The 14833-nt window shown below is 57.7% G+C and carries 16 protein-coding genes; 4 read left to right on the top strand and 12 right to left on the bottom strand.

The window, feature by feature from the left end; all coding sequences use genetic code 11:
• Nucleotides 1–2 precede the first annotated feature (2 nt).
• A complete protein-coding gene (locus tag QPL95_RS10765; protein WP_303290973.1) occupies nt 3–1214 on the top strand; it encodes a flagellar assembly protein T N-terminal domain-containing protein in 1212 nt (403 codons plus the stop codon).
• A gap of 2 nt (nt 1215–1216) precedes the next feature.
• Here QPL95_RS10765 and QPL95_RS10760 read toward each other — a convergent pair whose 3' ends face one another.
• The 8 genes from QPL95_RS10760 to yegQ all read right to left on the bottom strand — a co-directional run bounded on the left by QPL95_RS10760 (nt 1217) and on the right by yegQ (nt 9108).
• Nucleotides 1217–1678: a SufE family protein gene (locus QPL95_RS10760; RefSeq protein WP_303290972.1), complete on the bottom strand. Its 462-nt coding sequence runs from the start codon at nt 1676–1678 to the stop codon at nt 1217–1219.
• The gene (gene sufT, locus QPL95_RS10755; protein ID WP_303291238.1) at nt 1675–2217 is read right to left on the bottom strand and encodes a putative Fe-S cluster assembly protein SufT; all 543 of its coding nucleotides are present in this window, start codon (nt 2215–2217) and stop codon (nt 1675–1677) included. Before sufT ends, QPL95_RS10760 begins: the two co-directional genes overlap by 4 nt.
• An 18-nt stretch (nt 2218–2235) precedes the next feature.
• Nucleotides 2236–2592: an iron-sulfur cluster assembly accessory protein gene (locus QPL95_RS10750; protein ID WP_303290971.1), complete on the bottom strand. Its 357-nt coding sequence runs from the start codon at nt 2590–2592 to the stop codon at nt 2236–2238.
• A gap of 12 nt (nt 2593–2604) precedes the next feature.
• On the bottom strand, nt 2605–3858 hold the full coding sequence (locus QPL95_RS10745; RefSeq protein WP_303290970.1) for an aminotransferase class V-fold PLP-dependent enzyme: 1254 nt from the start codon (nt 3856–3858) through the stop codon (nt 2605–2607).
• Nucleotides 3859–3862: 4 nt separating this feature from the next.
• A complete protein-coding gene (sufD, locus tag QPL95_RS10740; protein WP_303290969.1) occupies nt 3863–5149 on the bottom strand; it encodes a Fe-S cluster assembly protein SufD in 1287 nt (428 codons plus the stop codon).
• 15 nt (nt 5150–5164) lie between these two features.
• A complete protein-coding gene (gene sufC, locus QPL95_RS10735; protein WP_303290968.1) occupies nt 5165–5926 on the bottom strand; it encodes a Fe-S cluster assembly ATPase SufC in 762 nt (253 codons plus the stop codon).
• Nucleotides 5927–5968: 42 nt separating this feature from the next.
• Nucleotides 5969–7417: a Fe-S cluster assembly protein SufB gene (gene sufB / locus QPL95_RS10730; RefSeq protein ID WP_303290967.1), complete on the bottom strand. Its 1449-nt coding sequence runs from the start codon at nt 7415–7417 to the stop codon at nt 5969–5971.
• Between the two features lie 368 nt (nt 7418–7785).
• Complete coding sequence (gene yegQ, locus QPL95_RS10725; protein WP_303290966.1) at nt 7786–9108, bottom strand: tRNA 5-hydroxyuridine modification protein YegQ; 1323 nt, start codon at nt 9106–9108, stop codon at nt 7786–7788.
• 191 nt (nt 9109–9299) lie between these two features.
• Between yegQ and QPL95_RS10720 the strand changes: the two genes are divergently transcribed.
• Entirely contained in the window at nt 9300–9656 is a 357-nt protein-coding gene (locus QPL95_RS10720; RefSeq protein ID WP_303290965.1) for a helix-turn-helix transcriptional regulator, read from the top strand.
• Here QPL95_RS10720 and fabB read toward each other — a convergent pair whose 3' ends face one another.
• Both fabB and fabA read right to left on the bottom strand, forming a co-directional pair.
• Nucleotides 9657–10868, bottom strand: coding sequence for a beta-ketoacyl-ACP synthase I (fabB, locus tag QPL95_RS10715; protein ID WP_303290964.1), 1212 nt, complete (start codon nt 10866–10868; stop codon nt 9657–9659).
• 11 nt (nt 10869–10879) lie between these two features.
• Nucleotides 10880–11389, bottom strand: a complete 510-nt coding sequence (gene fabA / locus QPL95_RS10710; protein ID WP_303290963.1) for a bifunctional 3-hydroxydecanoyl-ACP dehydratase/trans-2-decenoyl-ACP isomerase — start codon at nt 11387–11389, stop codon at nt 10880–10882.
• 330 nt (nt 11390–11719) lie between these two features.
• Here fabA and QPL95_RS10705 point away from each other — a divergent pair, with 330 nt between their 5' ends.
• A complete protein-coding gene (locus tag QPL95_RS10705) occupies nt 11720–12235 on the top strand; it encodes an SRPBCC family protein (protein ID WP_303290962.1) in 516 nt (171 codons plus the stop codon).
• Nucleotides 12236–12315: 80 nt separating this feature from the next.
• Here QPL95_RS10705 and QPL95_RS10700 read toward each other — a convergent pair whose 3' ends face one another.
• Nucleotides 12316–13500 carry an NnrS family protein gene (locus QPL95_RS10700; RefSeq protein ID WP_303290961.1) on the bottom strand — a complete coding sequence of 395 codons (1185 nt, stop codon included), beginning with the start codon at nt 13498–13500 and terminating at the stop codon, nt 12316–12318.
• 123 nt (nt 13501–13623) lie between these two features.
• On the opposite strand from QPL95_RS10700, the gene QPL95_RS10695 reads away from it, so the two are divergent.
• The gene (locus QPL95_RS10695) at nt 13624–14001 is read left to right on the top strand and encodes a SirB2 family protein (RefSeq protein ID WP_303290960.1); all 378 of its coding nucleotides are present in this window, start codon (nt 13624–13626) and stop codon (nt 13999–14001) included.
• A 5-nt stretch (nt 14002–14006) separates the two neighbouring features.
• On the opposite strand, the gene QPL95_RS10690 is transcribed toward QPL95_RS10695, so the two are convergent.
• On the bottom strand, nt 14007–14828 hold the full coding sequence (locus tag QPL95_RS10690) for an ion transporter (protein ID WP_368389741.1): 822 nt from the start codon (nt 14826–14828) through the stop codon (nt 14007–14009).
• Between the last annotated feature and the right edge of the window lie 5 nt (nt 14829–14833).

Below are 14833 nucleotides of genomic sequence, written 5' to 3'. Positions count from 1 at the left end.
ATATGACGCGCATTTTGATTTTCTGGTTAGTATGGCTGAGCGCCGGGCTGGCAAATGCGGCCGTTCTTGAAGGGGTTGGCCATGCCAATGTCCGTGAGAACAACCTGGACCAGGCCCGTGCCGAGGCGCGGCAAGCGGCCATGCGTGATCTCGCGCTGCAGTATCAGGCCCGGGTGAGCACTCGGGATACCCTGGAAAATGGTCAGCTTACTCATTCACACACCGAGCTCTCTTCGATGGCCCAGGTGAGCAACGCGACCATTGTGGATGAGTATCGGCGGGGCAACCTGTTGCGGGTTATTGTGCGGGCTGAGCTTTCAGGCTCGTCTGCCAGTGGCGGCGAAAGTTGCCAGGCAGGGGAGTCGTCCGGCCTGCGCAAACGGGTGGCGGTTACCGGCTTCCCTATTGTGATGCCAGAGCAGGGCGGTGATCCCGGCCTGGATGACGCCGGCGAAAAGTTGCCGCAGGCGTTGTTGGCACGGTTGCAGGCTCAGGGCCAGTTGCAGGTGCTGGGCGCTACCTCTTTGCAGCTGTTCAGCAGCCTGCCAGACGCGCCGACCTCTCAGGTCAATATAGCCGGCAATCACCTGACTAACGTGGTGCAACTGGCTCGGGAACTGGGCGCGCAGTTTGTGGTGTCAGGCGTGATCCGGGACATGGGGGTGGCTGATCCTGATGCCTGGGGCAGCTCGATTCTGAACCGTATGCAGCGAAGCGTTGGCCTGTTGGATACCACCCGTCGTTTTGAGGCGGAGGTTATGGTGTTTGACGGGTTCAGTGGTTCCCCGGTATTTCGCAAGCGTTTTGAAACAGCGGCAAATTGGGATCCGAAAGGCAGTGGCACAGCGGGTTTTGCGTCTGCAGGCTTTGAGCAAAGCGAATGGGGCAAAGCGGTTTCCGGGGTGATCAGTGAGATGGCCATTGCCGTCAATGGCGCTTTGCGTTGTCAGCCTTTTATGGCGCGTATTACGCGGGTAACCGAGGGCAAGGTCACTCTGGCTTCCGGTGCCACGGCGGGTTTGCGGCCGGGAGATCAGCTGAGCATCTATCGTAGCCAGCATTATTTCGATTCATTGAACGGTACACCGGAGCTATCGGATGCGGGCGTATCGATCACTCTGGATAACGTGCACCCGGATTTCAGCACTGGCCGTCTGGCAATGTCAGGCGGCCAGGTGAATGTGCAGCGGGACGACCTGGCGATTATCTGGTGAGCTTAGGCGGCCGTTTCAGCCGCCGCAATATCCCGGATCTTGCCAACCATCGCCCGCAGGCCGTTACCGCGAGTCGGGGAAATATGACGGAACAGGTCCAGTTGCTCGAACAGTTCGTCGATGTCGGTCGCGAGCAGATCCCTGGGTGATTTGCCGTTCAAGGCGACCAGGATGATGGCGGCGAGTCCGCGCACAATGATGGCGTCGGAATCGATCAGCAGGAACAGTTTTCCGCTGCCTTCGTCGTAGTGATGAATCACCCACACCTGGCTCTGGCAGCCATGCACGTAGTTTTCTTCTGTGCGTTCATCGTCAGGAAATTCCGGCAGTTGTTTGCCCAGATCGATGATGAAGGCGTAACGCTCCTCCCAGTCGTCCAGGAACTCAAAAGCGTCGAGCACGTCTTCTAAAGTGGTCTTCTGGCCGAGCGGGTTGTCCAGAAACTGCTGCTTGCTGACGGTCATAGCATCCCCAGTTCCAGTTTGGCTTCGTCGGTGAGCATGTCATTGTTCCAGGGCGGATCAAAGGTGAGTTCTACCGTCACTTTGTCCACGTTGGGCACGTGCTCCACCTTGCGCTTCACATCTTCGGTAATTACCGGGCCCATGCCACAGCCAGCGGCGGTCAGGGTCATGGTGATCTGGATGTGGTTACCGTCTTCGGTGCCGTTCTCGATCTTGCAGTTGTAGATCAGGCCGAGGTCCACCACGTTGACCGGGATTTCCGGGTCGTAGCAATTACGCAACGCTTCCCATACCTGGTTTTCGTTAATGGTGCCGTCGGCGGGTGTTTCAAAGCTGCTTTCCAGGGGCTGCTTGCCCAGGGCATCGGCGTCGTGGCCTTCAATGCGAGCCAGATTGCCGTTCACTGCCACGGTAAAGGTGCCACCGAGCGACTGGGTGATGGTCACAAAGGTGTCCGATGGAATCATGATTTCGGTACCGGACGGCACCAGGCGGGCTTCCACCTCGCGCTTGGTCAGGACGACTTCCCGTTCTTGCATGCTCAAAAAGGCCTCTTTTTATGTCACCGTAAAGCTTTCGCCGCAGCCACACTCCGCCGTGGCGTTGGGGTTGCGGAAGCGGAACAGGGAGTTGACTCCCTCGGTAACAAAGTCGATTTCAATGCCGTTAACCAGGGGCAGGTGTTCCTGCTTTACATACACATCCACGCCATCGATTGCGAAAATCCGGTCATCGGATGTGCTTTCTTCCACCCACTGGGTTTCATATTTGAAGCCGGAGCAGCCACTCTTTTTGATGGCCAGGCGGATACCTTTGGCTTCGGGTCTGTTATCCAGTTGCTTGCGGACGTGTTTGACGGCGGTTGGCGTCATGGTCACGTTCACATCGTTCGGGGTGAAGACTTCGGCTGTCATGTGTCCACCTCCTCAGGTAAACAGACGCTGGATTTTTTGAAGGCCGGTGAACAGTTTCTCGACCTCCTCCAACGTATTGTAGAACGCGAATGAAGCCCGGGCTGTACCGGGTACTCCGTAGAAATTCATCAGTGGCATAGCACAGTGGTGGCCGGTGCGAATGGCAATACCTTGCTGATCCAGAAGAGTGCCAATGTCACTGGGGTGCAAGCCCGCGATCTTGAACGACATCACCGGGACTTTGTGCCTGGCGGTACCGATCACTTCCATGCCGGGTACGGTTTCGATCAGTTCGTTAGCACGCACCAGCAGAGTATTTTCTGCGGCTTCCATGGCTTTGCGGTCAAGGCCGTCCAGATAGTTGATGGCGGCCGCCAGGCCGACAGCTTCTGCGATGGCCGGCGTGCCCGCTTCAAATTTGTAGGGCAAGACGTTCCAGGTGGTGCGCTCGAACGACACCCGCTCAATCATTTCACCGCCGCCCTGGTAGGGGGGCATTTCTTCCAGCAGTTGCGCCCGGCCATAAAGTACACCGATGCCGGTGGGCCCAAACAGCTTGTGGGATGAAAATACATAGAAGTCACAGCCCAGGGCCTGAACATCTGGCTTGAAATGCGGCACCGCCTGGGCGCCGTCAATCAGCGTGATCACGCCCAGCTTTTTCGCTTGCTCAATCAGCGGCGCGATTGGATTAACCGTGCCGAGCACGTTGGAAACGTGGGTCACGGCCAGAATGCGGGTACGTTCCGTAAGCAGGCTGTTGAACGAATCGAGATCCAGCTCACCCTCGGGTGTTACCTGCACAGGCACGACTTTGGCGCCGGTGCGCTCGGCCAGCATCTGCCAGGGCACGATGTTGGCGTGGTGTTCCATATGGCTGACCAGAATCTCATCGCCCGCTTTCAGGCGCGGGGCAAGGCCATTGGCGACCAGGTTGATGGCTTCGGTGGTGCCTCGGGTCCAGATGATTTCTTTGGTGCTGGGGGCGTTCAGAAAATCCCGAACCACTTCGCGCGCACCTTCAAAAGCGGCGGTCGCCCGGTCGCCCAGGGTGTGGGCACCCCGGTGCACGTTGGAATGCATCTCGCGGTAGTAGCGATCCATGGCATCGAGCACGGCCAGAGGCTTCTGGGCCGAGGCGCCATTGTCCAGATACACCAGCGGCTTGCCGTTAATTTCCTGAGCCAGGATCGGGAAGTCGCGGCGAATGGCTTCAACGTCAAACGCCTTGGTTGCGGTGTTGTTTGCCACGGACAGATCGCTCATGCCTTCAGATCTCCTGAAAGGTTTGCTCGAAGAAATCGTTCAGCCGCAGCTGAGCGGTTTCGCGCACGGCCTGGACCGGAATCTGATTGACCAGCTCGTTGATGAACGCCATGGTCAGCAGCACGTTCGCTTCCCGCCGGCCAATGCCACGAGACACCAGATAGAACAGTGAGGTCTCGTCCAGCTGGCCGATGGTGGCGCCGTGGGCGCATTTCACATCGTCTGCGTAGATTTCGAGCTCGGGCTTGGTGTCGATTTCCGCGCCATTGTTGAGCAACAGGTTCTTGTTGTTCATATCCGCGCTGGATTTCTGGGCGTCCTGATGGATATGAATCCGACCATTGAAAATCGCATGCGACTGATCCGCGGCAATGTTGCGATAGGTCTCTTCGCTGGTGCAGTGGGCGGCCACGTGGTCAATGGATGTGTGGTTGTCGTAGTGCTGTTTGCCTTGGGTGACCACCACGCCATTGAGTTTGGTTTCTGCGCCTTCGCCTTCGAGGCGGACTTGCAGGTCATGCCGGCGCAGCTGGCCGCCGAAGCCGACACAGTGGCTCTCAAATCGTGAGCTTTGTGCTTGCAGCACGCCGGTGGCGCCAATGTGCTGAACCTGCTCGCCTTCCATGTTCAGGCGGATGCTGGTGATGTTGGCGCCGTCAGCCAGGTTGAATTCGGTGACGGTATTGACCAGCACCGCGGCTCCGCCATTGGATGTGTACTCTTCGACCAGGGTCATCTGGCTGTTGGCGCCGGCTTCCACGTAGATGCGTGGGTAGGCTGAGCCGCTGGCGTCTGCTTCCGTGTTGTGAATGATAAACAGGGGCTGGTCCAGCACTGCACCGGGCTTCAGTCGAATCAGCAGTCCGTCTTCAAAGCGGGCGCCGTTCACGCGGGCAAATTGCGCTTGTTCATGATTCAGGGTGCTGCCGAGTTGCAGCGACAAGGATTGGGCCTCGTCTGCGCTCAGATCACTGAAACTCTGAATGGAAATGCCGTCCAGATCCGGGTATTCGCTGGCTTCCGGGATCATGACACCGTTGGTGAACACGACCTTGTAGCCGGGTATCGCCAGGCTAGCGCCCGCTTTGCCTTCCGCCGGCAGGGAAATGGCCATGTCATCCGAAAGCTTGAGGTACTTGCTGGAGTACTTCCAGTTTTCGGTTTTACGGGTAGGCAGTGGCATGTCAACCAAGGCGCTAGCCCGTTGTTTGCGCAGCGCCAGCAAGGGCTCAGGCAGGGTTTGCCCGGCCGGATGCAGGAAGGCGCTGGAAAGCGTTGGTGCTGGTTTCATTCCGCGACCTCCTGATCAGTTGCTGGTGTCTTCGTCTTTAATGCCCAGCCAGCCGTAACCCCGTTCTTCCAGCTCAAGAGCCAGCTCGCGGCCGCCGGATTTAACGATTTTTCCGCCAGCGAGCACGTGCACGTAGTCTGGCACGATGTGGTTCAGCAGGCGCTGGTAGTGGGTCACCATCAGGATGGCGCGGTCTTCGGCGCGCAAGGCATTAACGCCGTTGGATACGACTTGCAGGGCGTCGATGTCGAGGCCGGAGTCGGTTTCATCCAGAATCGCCAGCTTGGGCTGCAGCAACAGGGCCTGCATGATTTCGTTGCGTTTTTTCTCGCCACCGGAGAAACCTTCGTTAACGCCGCGCTTGAGGAAGGCGGGGTCCAGGTCGACCTGTTTGGAGACTTCCTTGGCCAGCTTCATAAACTCGGCGGCGTTCATTTCTTCTTCGCCACGGTGCTTGCGCATGGCGTTGACGGCGGTGCGCAAGAACTGCAAGTTGCTGACGCCGGGGATTTCTACTGGATACTGGAACGCCAGGAAGATGCCTTCGCGGGCACGCTCTTCGGTCGGCAGGTCCAGCAGGTTGTCGCCGTTGAGGGTGACTTCGCCGCCGGTGATTTCAAATGCCTCGTTGCCTGCCAGGACCTGTGACAGGGTGCTCTTACCGGAACCGTTCGGGCCCATGATGGCGTGAACTTCCCCGGCCTTGATCTCCAGGTTGATGCCTTTGAGGATTTCTTTGCCCTCAACGGATGCGTGCAGGTTTTTGATGCTCAGCATTTGTCGCGTCTCTCTGTATTCGGGAATTCTGTAGTGAATAAATTAACCAACGGAACCTTCAAGGCTGACTTCCAGAAGCTTGCCGGCTTCGACCGCAAACTCCATGGGCAGCTCTTTGAACACTTCCTTACAGAAGCCGTTCACAATCATGGAAACCGCCTGCTCCGGGTCGATGCCGCGTTGACGGCAAAGGAACATCTGCTCGTCGCTGACCTTGGAGGTGGTGGCTTCGTGTTCCACGATGGCCGATTTGTTCTTGCTTTCGATGTACGGGAAGGTGTGGGCGCCACAGCGGTCGCCGATCAGCAGCGAGTCGCACTGGGTAAAGTTGCGCGCACCGTCCGCACCCGGGCCGAATTTCACCAGCCCGCGGTAGGCGTTGGAGCTGCGGCCTGCCGAGATGCCCTTGGAGATGATGGTGCTCTTGGTGTTTTTGCCAAGGTGGATCATCTTGGTGCCGGTGTCGGCCTGCTGGAAGTTGTGGGTCAGTGCGACGGAGTAGAATTCGCCGACGCTGTTTTCACCACGCAACACGCAGCTCGGGTACTTCCAGGTAATGGCTGAACCGGTTTCGACCTGGGTCCAGGAGACTTTGGCGTTCTTGCCGATGCAGGCGGCACGCTTGGTGACGAAGTTGTAGATGCCGCCTTTGCCGTTTTCGTCGCCGGGGTACCAGTTCTGAACCGTGGAGTATTTGATCTGGGCGTCATCAAGGATCACCAGTTCGACCACCGCGGCGTGCAGCTGGTTTTCGTCGCGCATGGGGGCGGTGCAGCCTTCAAGGTAGCTGACGTAGCTGCCTTCTTCGGCGATGATCAGGGTGCGCTCGAACTGGCCGGTGTTGGCGGCGTTGATCCGGAAGTAGGTGGACAGCTCCATGGGGCAACGAACGCCCTTCGGGATATACACGAAGGAGCCGTCGGAGAAGACTGCGGAGTTGAGGGCGGCAAAATAGTTGTCGCCGGCCGGGACCACGCTGCCCAGGTATTTTTTCACCAGTTCCGGGTACTTCTGTACCGCCTCGGAGATGGGGCAGAAGATGACGCCGGCTTTTTCCAGCGGTTCTTTGAAGGTGGTGGCAACGGAGACCGAGTCGAAAACTGCATCCACTGCCACGCCGGCCAGTTTGGCGCGCTCGTGCAGGGGGATGCCCAGTTTTTCGTAGGTGCGCAGCAGCTCCGGATCGACTTCGTCCAGGCTCTGGGGCATGTCTTCTTTTTTCTTGGGCGCCGAGTAGTAGGAGATGGCATTGTAGTCCACCTTGGGGAAGTCGACGTGGGCCCATTCGGGTTCGTCCATTTCCAGCCAGCGACGATAGGCTTTCAGGCGCCACTCGAGCATGAACTCGGGCTCTTGCTTGAGTTCAGACAGGCGGCGGATTACGTCTTCATTGAGGCCGGGTTCGAAGGTGTCGGATTCGATTTCGGTGACAAATCCGTGCTCGTATTCCCGTTTGATCAGCTCTTTCACCTCTTTGTCGGTGGTCGCCATGATCGTCGCTCCGTAATTCTCTCATCTGGGGCTTGGTGCCCTGTGTTTCGCCATGCATTGGCTTCTGGCGAGTGATTATACAATACCAGAGTAATTTAGTCAGGTATTAAATCGGTCGTGTAGGGAGTATACCTTAATAGGGCTTTGGGGCACTAAGGGGCTGGTTATTGCCTTGATAGACTTTGGTTGTGGTTCGGTCTTCTTTTTAGGCTGCTTTTGGGGTGGAGGAGAGCCGGACGGGTGGGCCTTCCCAAAACACGCTGTGAATACTTCCATGTACGCTCTGCTCCGCCATCCATGGCTCCGCAAGGTTTTGGGAAGGCCCACCCGTCCGGCTCCCGCTGGCATCGTGCGGGTCGCCTCGGGGTTCAACGTGGCGATGTTTCTGGGAAGATCTTTGTCAGGTAGGTGAAGTCGAGCTTCTCTGGCAAGTTTTCCGGCTTTGGGATCTTAACGAAATGACCGCTACCCGGTGCGTGGGTAATGGTTTCGCCGTGGCGGTTTTCCATGGTGGCTGCCGAGAAGCGCAGGTTGCCGGCCGGGGTGATGAGTTCGAGTTGGTCGCCGGGGGCGAATTTGTTTTTGACGTCGATGGTGAGCCAGTGGTCATCCGCATCGGTGATGGTGCCGACCACTTGCTGTGTGCCGAGGAAGGACGAGCCTTGTTCGTAGGTCTGGTATTCCTGGGGTACGTGGCGGCGGAGGAAGCCTTCGGTGTAGCCTCGGTTTGAGAGGGCTTCGAGTTCGTCCATCATGTGCATGTCGAACGGCTTTCCGGCCATGGCGTCGTTGATGGCCTGGCGGTAGACCTGGGTGGTACGGGCGACGTAGTAGGTGCTTTTGGTGCGGCCTTCGATTTTCAGGGAGTGGACACCCATGTTGACCAGTTCGGCGACGTGCTGGACGGCGCGGAGGTCTTTGGAGTTCATGATGTAGGTGCCGTGTTCGTCTTCGTAGGCCGGGATGTAGCCGCCGGGGCGGTTGGGTTCTTCCAGCAGGATTTCTTTGGGCTCGAAGGTTTCTACGCTGCTTGCCGAGGTGGCGATGAGGTCGCCGGTTTGGTCGTGGCTGTGCTCGACTTGTTTGTAGTTCCAGCGGCAGGCGTTGGTGCAGGCGCCTTGGTTGGCATCGCGGTGGTTCATGTAGCCGGAGAGCAGGCAGCGACCGGAGTAGGCCATGCACAGGGCGCCGTGGACGAAGACTTCCAGTTCCATGGCGGGAACTTTTTCGCGGATTTCGCGGATTTCGTTCAGGGCGAGCTCCCGGGACAGGATCACGCGGCTGATGCCCTGGCGTCGCCAGAATTCGACGGTGGCCCAGTTGACGGCGTTGGCTTGTACCGAGAGGTGGATCGGTTGATCGGGCCAGGTTTCTCGTACCAGCATGATCAGGCCGGGGTCGGACATGATCAGGGCGTCGGGTTTTTGTTCGAGCACCGGCGCCAGGTCTCTCAGGTAACTGCGCACTTTGTCGTTATGGGGCGCAATATTGGAGACCAGGTAGAACTGTTTGCCCAGTTCGTGCGCCCGTTCAATACCTGCGCCCAAGGCTGCAACGTCTTTGAAACTGTTGTTCCTTACTCTCAGGGAGTAGCGCGGCTGGCCGGCGTAGACGGCATCGGCACCGTAGGCAAAGGCGGTTTCCAGGTGTTCAGGGGTGCCGGCGGGTGCGAGCAGTTCCGGGGTGGTCATGAGGGCTCCGGGTTGTTCAGAAGACAATGGGTGCGGGTAGTCTATGCTTAAAGTGGTGTATTCTGCGGGAAAATGGCTGACTTGCTATTGATCTTGCTCAAAGGTCTTATTGATTGTTTTCGGCTAACATGTGTACGCTGATAAGCTGGCATGTAAGGCCATGGCGGAATTTGGTAGCAGGAGGAATGAACATGGCATCAGAGATTCTGACGCCTGAAGCTTCAAAGAGGATGCTGGGAATCCGGGTCAGTTCACTGATCAAGGTGCAGCTTGCGCGCGGTAAGGTGGGTGTTGAAACAGTGGCAGGGCAGTTGAATATGAGCCGCTATACCCTGCACAAAAAGCTTCGGCAGGAAGGGCTGACGTTTGCGGCGTTGCTGGAGCAGGTTCGCCGTGAGCAGGCGATTGCGTACATGAAAGATAAAACCAAGCCGTTGGTCGAAATCGCCGAGCAGCTTGGGTTTTCTGAGCTGAGTGCATTCAGCCGGGCGTTCAAGCGCTGGATGGGCACTCCGCCGGCTGAATACCGCTCTATGAGGCTGTCCTGATCAGACTTTCTTGAAGATCAGGGTGGCGTTTGTGCCGCCAAAGCCGAAGCTGTTGCTCATCACCAGATCCAGATTCTGGTTGTCCATGCGTTCGCGAACGATGGGGTAGCCAGCGGCGCCTTCGTCCAGGTTCTGGATGTTGGCAGACGGGGCAATAAAGTTCTCTCTCTGCATGATGATCGAGTAGATGGCCTCGTGAACGCCTGCAGCACCCAGAGCGTGGCCGCACAGGGGCTTGGTGGAGCTCAAAGGCGGAATCTTGTCACCAAAGGTTTCCTTCAGGGCTTTCAGTTCGGTGATATCGCCGGCCGGAGTGCTGGTGCCGTGGGTGTTGATGTAGTTGATCTCGCCGTCGATGTTCGCCATCGCTTGCTTCATACAGCGAATGGCGCCTTCACCGCTTGGTGCGACCATGTCAGCGCCATCGGAGGTGGCGCCAAAGCCAACGAGTTCGGCCAGAATGGTTGCGCCGCGGGCTTCTGCGTGCTCCAGCGCTTCCAGTACCAGGGCGCCGCCGCCGCCGGAGATTACGAAGCCGTCGCGGTCCGCATCGTAGGTGCGCGAGGCCAGTTCCGGAGTGTCGTTGTACTTGGTTGAAAGCGCGCCCATGGCGTCAAACATCAGGCTCAGAGTCCAGTGAATGTCTTCGCCGCCGCCGGCCAGCATAACGTCCTGACGACCCAGGGCGATCTGGTCGGCCGCGTGGCCGATGCAGTGAGCACTGGTGGCGCAGGCTGACGTGATGCCATAGTTGATGCCGGTAATGCCAAAGGCGGTGGTGATGGATGCGTTAATGGCGCTGCCCATGGTGCGAGGCACCCGGTAAGGGCCAACCCGACGAATGCCTTTGTCACGATGGGTGTCGATCGCGTCCAGCAGTTCAACGGTAGACGCGCCACCGGTACCGAAGACCGCGCCGGTGGTGTTGGCACGAATCTGCTCATCGGTCAGACCGGCTTGCTCAATGGCTTCCTTGGTGGCCAGATAGCTGTAACCAGCAGCCGGGCACATGAAACGCCAGAGTTTGCGGTCGATCAGCTCTGACAAATTCAGGTCGATCTTGCCGGAAATGTGGCTGCGCAGGCCGTTGTCCCGAGCTTCTTCGCTGAGGGCGATGCCTGAGCGAGATTCCCGCAGGGACTGGGCCACTTCTTTCTGGTTGGTACCAAGGCTGGAGACAATCCCCATGCCGGTAATTACAACACGACGCATCTTGCTAACTCCTAAAAGTCATCCGTAGACGTAAACAGGCCAACCCGCAGGTCTTTGGCCGTGTAGATCTCTTTGCCGTCCACTTCCATTCGGGCATCCGCAATGGCCATAGTCAGCTTGCGGCGAATCAGGCGTTTGATATCCAGATGATAGGTGACTTTCTTGTTGGTTGGCAGAACCTGGCCAAAGAATTTCACCTCGCCTGCACCCAGAGCCCGACCTTTTCCTTCGCCGCCACTCCAGGCCAGGAAAAAACCAACCAGTTGCCACATGGCATCAAGGCCCAGGCAGCCAGGCATAACCGGGTCGCCTTGAAAGTGAACCTTGAAGAACCAGAGGTCCGGGTTGATGTCCAGTTCAGCCACCAGGCTGCCTTTGCCGTACAGGCCATCATCGGCGCCTACGTGAGTGATGCGATCAACCATCAACATTTCGTCGATGGGAAGGCGCATGGCGCCCGGGAAAAGTTCGCCATGCCCGCAGCGGATCAGGTCTTCTTTGTCAAAGTGATCAGGGTACATGTTGCCTGTTTCTCTGTTGCAAAATTATGTACATCTACTTTAGCGCCTGTTCCGGAAACGGCTATTGACCTTTAGTGGATGATTGGCGGTTTGCGGCGGCCTTCTAACAGCGTTTGATGGTCATCAAGGCGGGATTCAGGGGGCTTTGTTACTTTGATTTTACCCATGAACAGTCGCCCGAACAGGTTTGTTGCTGTGGGATTCCGTGGGGGAATTATGCGAGCTATGGCAGCTTAATCGGGCGCTTGCTTAAAAAGATGCAAAATATATAGCTGTTCATGGGTATTTCTTCAAGGTTCAGATTCATTGTCGGTATCGAAGGGAGGGAGTATGTCCGGGGAACAGGAAGTCATCAGTGGTGAGTTATCTGCCGGTGATGGTCGGATAGTCGTCCGGCTGGAGCGGCTGACCGAACACCCACCTGAAAAGGTGTGGGGCATGCTGACGGATTCAGTGGATCTGGCCCGCTGGTTGGCGCCGGGTACTCTGGAAGCCAGGCCCGGGGGCCGGGTGCAGCTGGACTTCGGTAATAGTGGCACCCCGATAGACTGCGAGATTACCGAGTGCGAGCAAAACCGCTTGCTGGCCTATTCCTGGAGTTCCGACGGCGCACCCGAGCGGCCCCTGAGCTGGGAACTTGAGCCCACGGAAGATGGAACGCGCCTGGCGCTGACGTTGTCATTGCCTGAGGATGAGCTGGTGCCTATTGCCTGTGCTGGCTGGGACGCTCATCTTGAAATGCTGATGGCGGCACTGGAAGGTATCAGTATTCATTTTCCGGCGGAACGATTCCGTTTGGCCAGAAGCTGGTTTGAAACTCAGGTGCGGGAACAATTGGCCGCCTGATCAAGTAGTTTGGCGGTATACACAAAAAAGGCAGGCCCGGTGAAGAGCCTGCCTTTTTGCTGTGGGTAAAGCCGGCCCGGCTACCCGGCCCGGCCGTCTGCTCTTGGGCTGGCCAGCACTCCGGTATATCGAATGAGGAACAAGCCGTAGGCGACCACCCACAGCAGGGTGCTCGAACCAATGCCCGGGTGCCACGGGATTACCTCAAATGCGGTCAAAACCCTGATCAGTGCAGCAAGCTGAATAGCGACAAAGGCCAGAACCATGCCTTTGGGCAGAACCAGTGGCCGACCGGTATGGCCCAGAGACACCCTGGCGATAACACCCAGGATCAGGCAGCCAACCGCACCGGTGCCTGCGGCATGGCTCCAGGCGTTGGAGGGCCAGCCAGCGACCAGGGATCCGGCCAGCAGTATCAGGGCCACCGGCACCCAGAGTATGGACAGGTGCAAAATCCACAGCAACGGTTCTGAGCGCGCCAGCCAGCCTTTCCAGTTGTACAGGCGAACCAGCATCAGCGCCGCTGCCACGACTGCAATGATCGCGGTGAGCGTTTGCCAGCCGGTGACCAGTGAGGCCATCAGCAGGATCATCGAAAACAGCGCCGCCATATCCAGCGCCGGAATCATCTTTACCGCTGAGGCGTCTTCGCCGCGTTGTCGCAACCACCCCGCGGTAAACGCCGGGGTAATACGGCCACCGATAATGCTGATCAGGGCCATGGCCATGATCAATGCGCCGTAGCTGAATGACATATCCAGCCGGGTGACGAAGCCGATCTGCATCAGCCACAAGAGCCCCAGCACCACCACAATCATCACCTGACGCTTTTGCCTGGCATGCCACACTCGCCAGCCCGCATCTATCATGACCAGCGGCATGAACGCGAGGTTTATACCTTGCACCAGCAAGTCGGGTAGGCTGCCGCCAAATGCCAGCAGCACACGGCCGGCGAGCCAGACGCCCCAGAGCAACATGAGAGGCAGGCCGTGGGTGCGCTCGGTTTGGGTCCATACGCAGACGGCTGTGAGCAGGAAGCCCGCAATCGCGGCCGACAAAAATCCGAACAGCATTTCATGCTGATGCCAGAACAGGGCGGGCATGGCGAGAGGGAGATTGAGTACACCGGACACCTCCAGCACCCATAACGGCACGCCAATAACCGTCAGCACTGTCATCGACAGAAAGAAAATCCGGAACGGATAGGCGAACAGCTGGCCGACACTGGCGCCGGTGTGTTCAGCTGACGTTGGGTTTGCCTGCATAGAAGTCTCCCATATACATGTATTCCGGGTATATGTTAATCCGTGGCTGGTTCAATCACCATACCTGCTTGGGGGTATTTTGCGTACAATGGCACCAACAATTTGATGAGAAAGGAAAGTTTAATGAGTGCCTACATGATTCTGAAGCACCTGCACATGACCACGGCGTACCTGACGATTACCCTGTTTGCCCTGAGGCTGTTGCTGGATGCGGTGGGGCGCCCCGGGTGGCGGCAGACTCCGCTGCGCTGGATACCCCATGCTAACGACACCGTTTTGCTGGTCGCCGCGATTTCCCTGTTGTTTGTGGCCGGATACGCCTCCGGCATGCCGGGCTGGCTGATTGCCAAGATTGTTTTGTTGGTTGGCTACATCGTTGCCGGGGTGTTTGCCCTGAAACCCGCGTTCGGCAAACCGGTACGGGTGATCGCAGCGATCGTTGCTCTGGTGCAGGTCAGCGCGATCTTCCACCTGGCGATGGCCAAACCTGTTTTTGGCTGAGTCTTTCAGCGCTTGTCGCTGATCTGCCTGGTCAGCTCCTTCAGCTGTTCCTGAACAGCCTGGAGCTGGCGGGCGATTTCGTCCCGCTCGTCATGAGCTTCCTGCGCCGCCCTGGCGTTCTGCTCCTCTCCCATCACCTCCAGAATAGCCCCGATCATCATGTTCAGAAAGACGAACGCGGTGAGGAAAATAAACGTCAGGTAGTAAAGCCAGCTTAGCGGGTACTGCTCCATGGTGGCGTACATCACATCGGTCCAGTCCTCAAAAGTTGCGACCCGGAACAGCGTGAGCATGGAAATGGCCACGTCGCCCCAGAGTACTTCGTCGACGCTGGCAAAGAACATAGAGCCCATAGCGGCGTAGATGTAGAAAATAATGAACATCAGCAGGGCGATGTAGCCCATGCGCGGGATGGCCTTTAGCAGCGAGTTGATCAGAAAGCGCAGTTCCGGAACAACGGAAACCAGTCGCAGGACCCGGAATACCCGAAGAAGTCTTCCCAGTAGTACGGCTTCCGAGTTGTCCAGGGGGATGAGGCTGCCGATGACAACTAAGGTGTCAAACAGGTTCCAGCCATCCATCAGGAACCGACGCTTGACCGGGCAGGCGGTAAATCGAAACAGTATCTCGATCAGAAAGAACAGTGTGATGGCGTTGTCCAGCACGGTCAGGGTTTGTTCTACCAGTGGCGGCAGATCGTAGGTTTTGGCGCCAATGGTCAGGGCAGAGAGAATAATGATGGCAATAACAGCGCCCTGAAAGATCTTGCTGGATTCAATGCGCTTGAGTTGGGTAAAGCTGCTGGCGGGGTTCAGCTCAATAGACATCACTA

The sequence above is a fragment of the Marinobacter sp. SS5-14b genome, assembly GCF_030541005.1.
Classification (GTDB): Bacteria; Pseudomonadota; Gammaproteobacteria; order Pseudomonadales; family Oleiphilaceae; genus Marinobacter.
This window is presented reverse-complemented; position numbering and strand designations above follow the sequence as displayed.

Bases quoted from the DNA above. Each gene is read 5' to 3' on its own strand.
- sufD (WP_303290969.1), bottom strand. From the start codon at position 5,149: ATGAAACCAGCACCAACGCTTTCCAGCGCCTTCCTGCATCCGGCCGGG.
- QPL95_RS10720 (WP_303290965.1), top strand. From the start codon at position 9,300: ATGGCATCAGAGATTCTGACGCCTGAAGCTTCAAAGAGGATGCTGGGA.
- sufB (WP_303290967.1), bottom strand. From the start codon at position 7,417: ATGGCGACCACCGACAAAGAGGTGAAAGAGCTGATCAAACGGGAATAC.
- sufC (WP_303290968.1), bottom strand. From the start codon at position 5,926: ATGCTGAGCATCAAAAACCTGCACGCATCCGTTGAGGGCAAAGAAATC.
- fabB (WP_303290964.1), bottom strand. From the start codon at position 10,868: ATGCGTCGTGTTGTAATTACCGGCATGGGGATTGTCTCCAGCCTTGGT.
- sufT (WP_303291238.1), bottom strand. From the start codon at position 2,217: ATGCAAGAACGGGAAGTCGTCCTGACCAAGCGCGAGGTGGAAGCCCGC.
- QPL95_RS10700 (WP_303290961.1), bottom strand. From the start codon at position 13,500: ATGCAGGCAAACCCAACGTCAGCTGAACACACCGGCGCCAGTGTCGGC.
- QPL95_RS10750 (WP_303290971.1), bottom strand. From the start codon at position 2,592: ATGACAGCCGAAGTCTTCACCCCGAACGATGTGAACGTGACCATGACG.
- QPL95_RS10760 (WP_303290972.1), bottom strand. From the start codon at position 1,678: ATGACCGTCAGCAAGCAGCAGTTTCTGGACAACCCGCTCGGCCAGAAG.
- QPL95_RS10705 (WP_303290962.1), top strand. From the start codon at position 11,720: ATGTCCGGGGAACAGGAAGTCATCAGTGGTGAGTTATCTGCCGGTGAT.
- QPL95_RS10765 (WP_303290973.1), top strand. From the start codon at position 3: ATGACGCGCATTTTGATTTTCTGGTTAGTATGGCTGAGCGCCGGGCTG.
- yegQ (WP_303290966.1), bottom strand. From the start codon at position 9,108: ATGACCACCCCGGAACTGCTCGCACCCGCCGGCACCCCTGAACACCTG.
- QPL95_RS10695 (WP_303290960.1), top strand. From the start codon at position 13,624: ATGAGTGCCTACATGATTCTGAAGCACCTGCACATGACCACGGCGTAC.
- fabA (WP_303290963.1), bottom strand. From the start codon at position 11,389: ATGTACCCTGATCACTTTGACAAAGAAGACCTGATCCGCTGCGGGCAT.
- QPL95_RS10690 (WP_368389741.1), bottom strand. From the start codon at position 14,828: ATGTCTATTGAGCTGAACCCCGCCAGCAGCTTTACCCAACTCAAGCGC.
- QPL95_RS10745 (WP_303290970.1), bottom strand. From the start codon at position 3,858: ATGAGCGATCTGTCCGTGGCAAACAACACCGCAACCAAGGCGTTTGAC.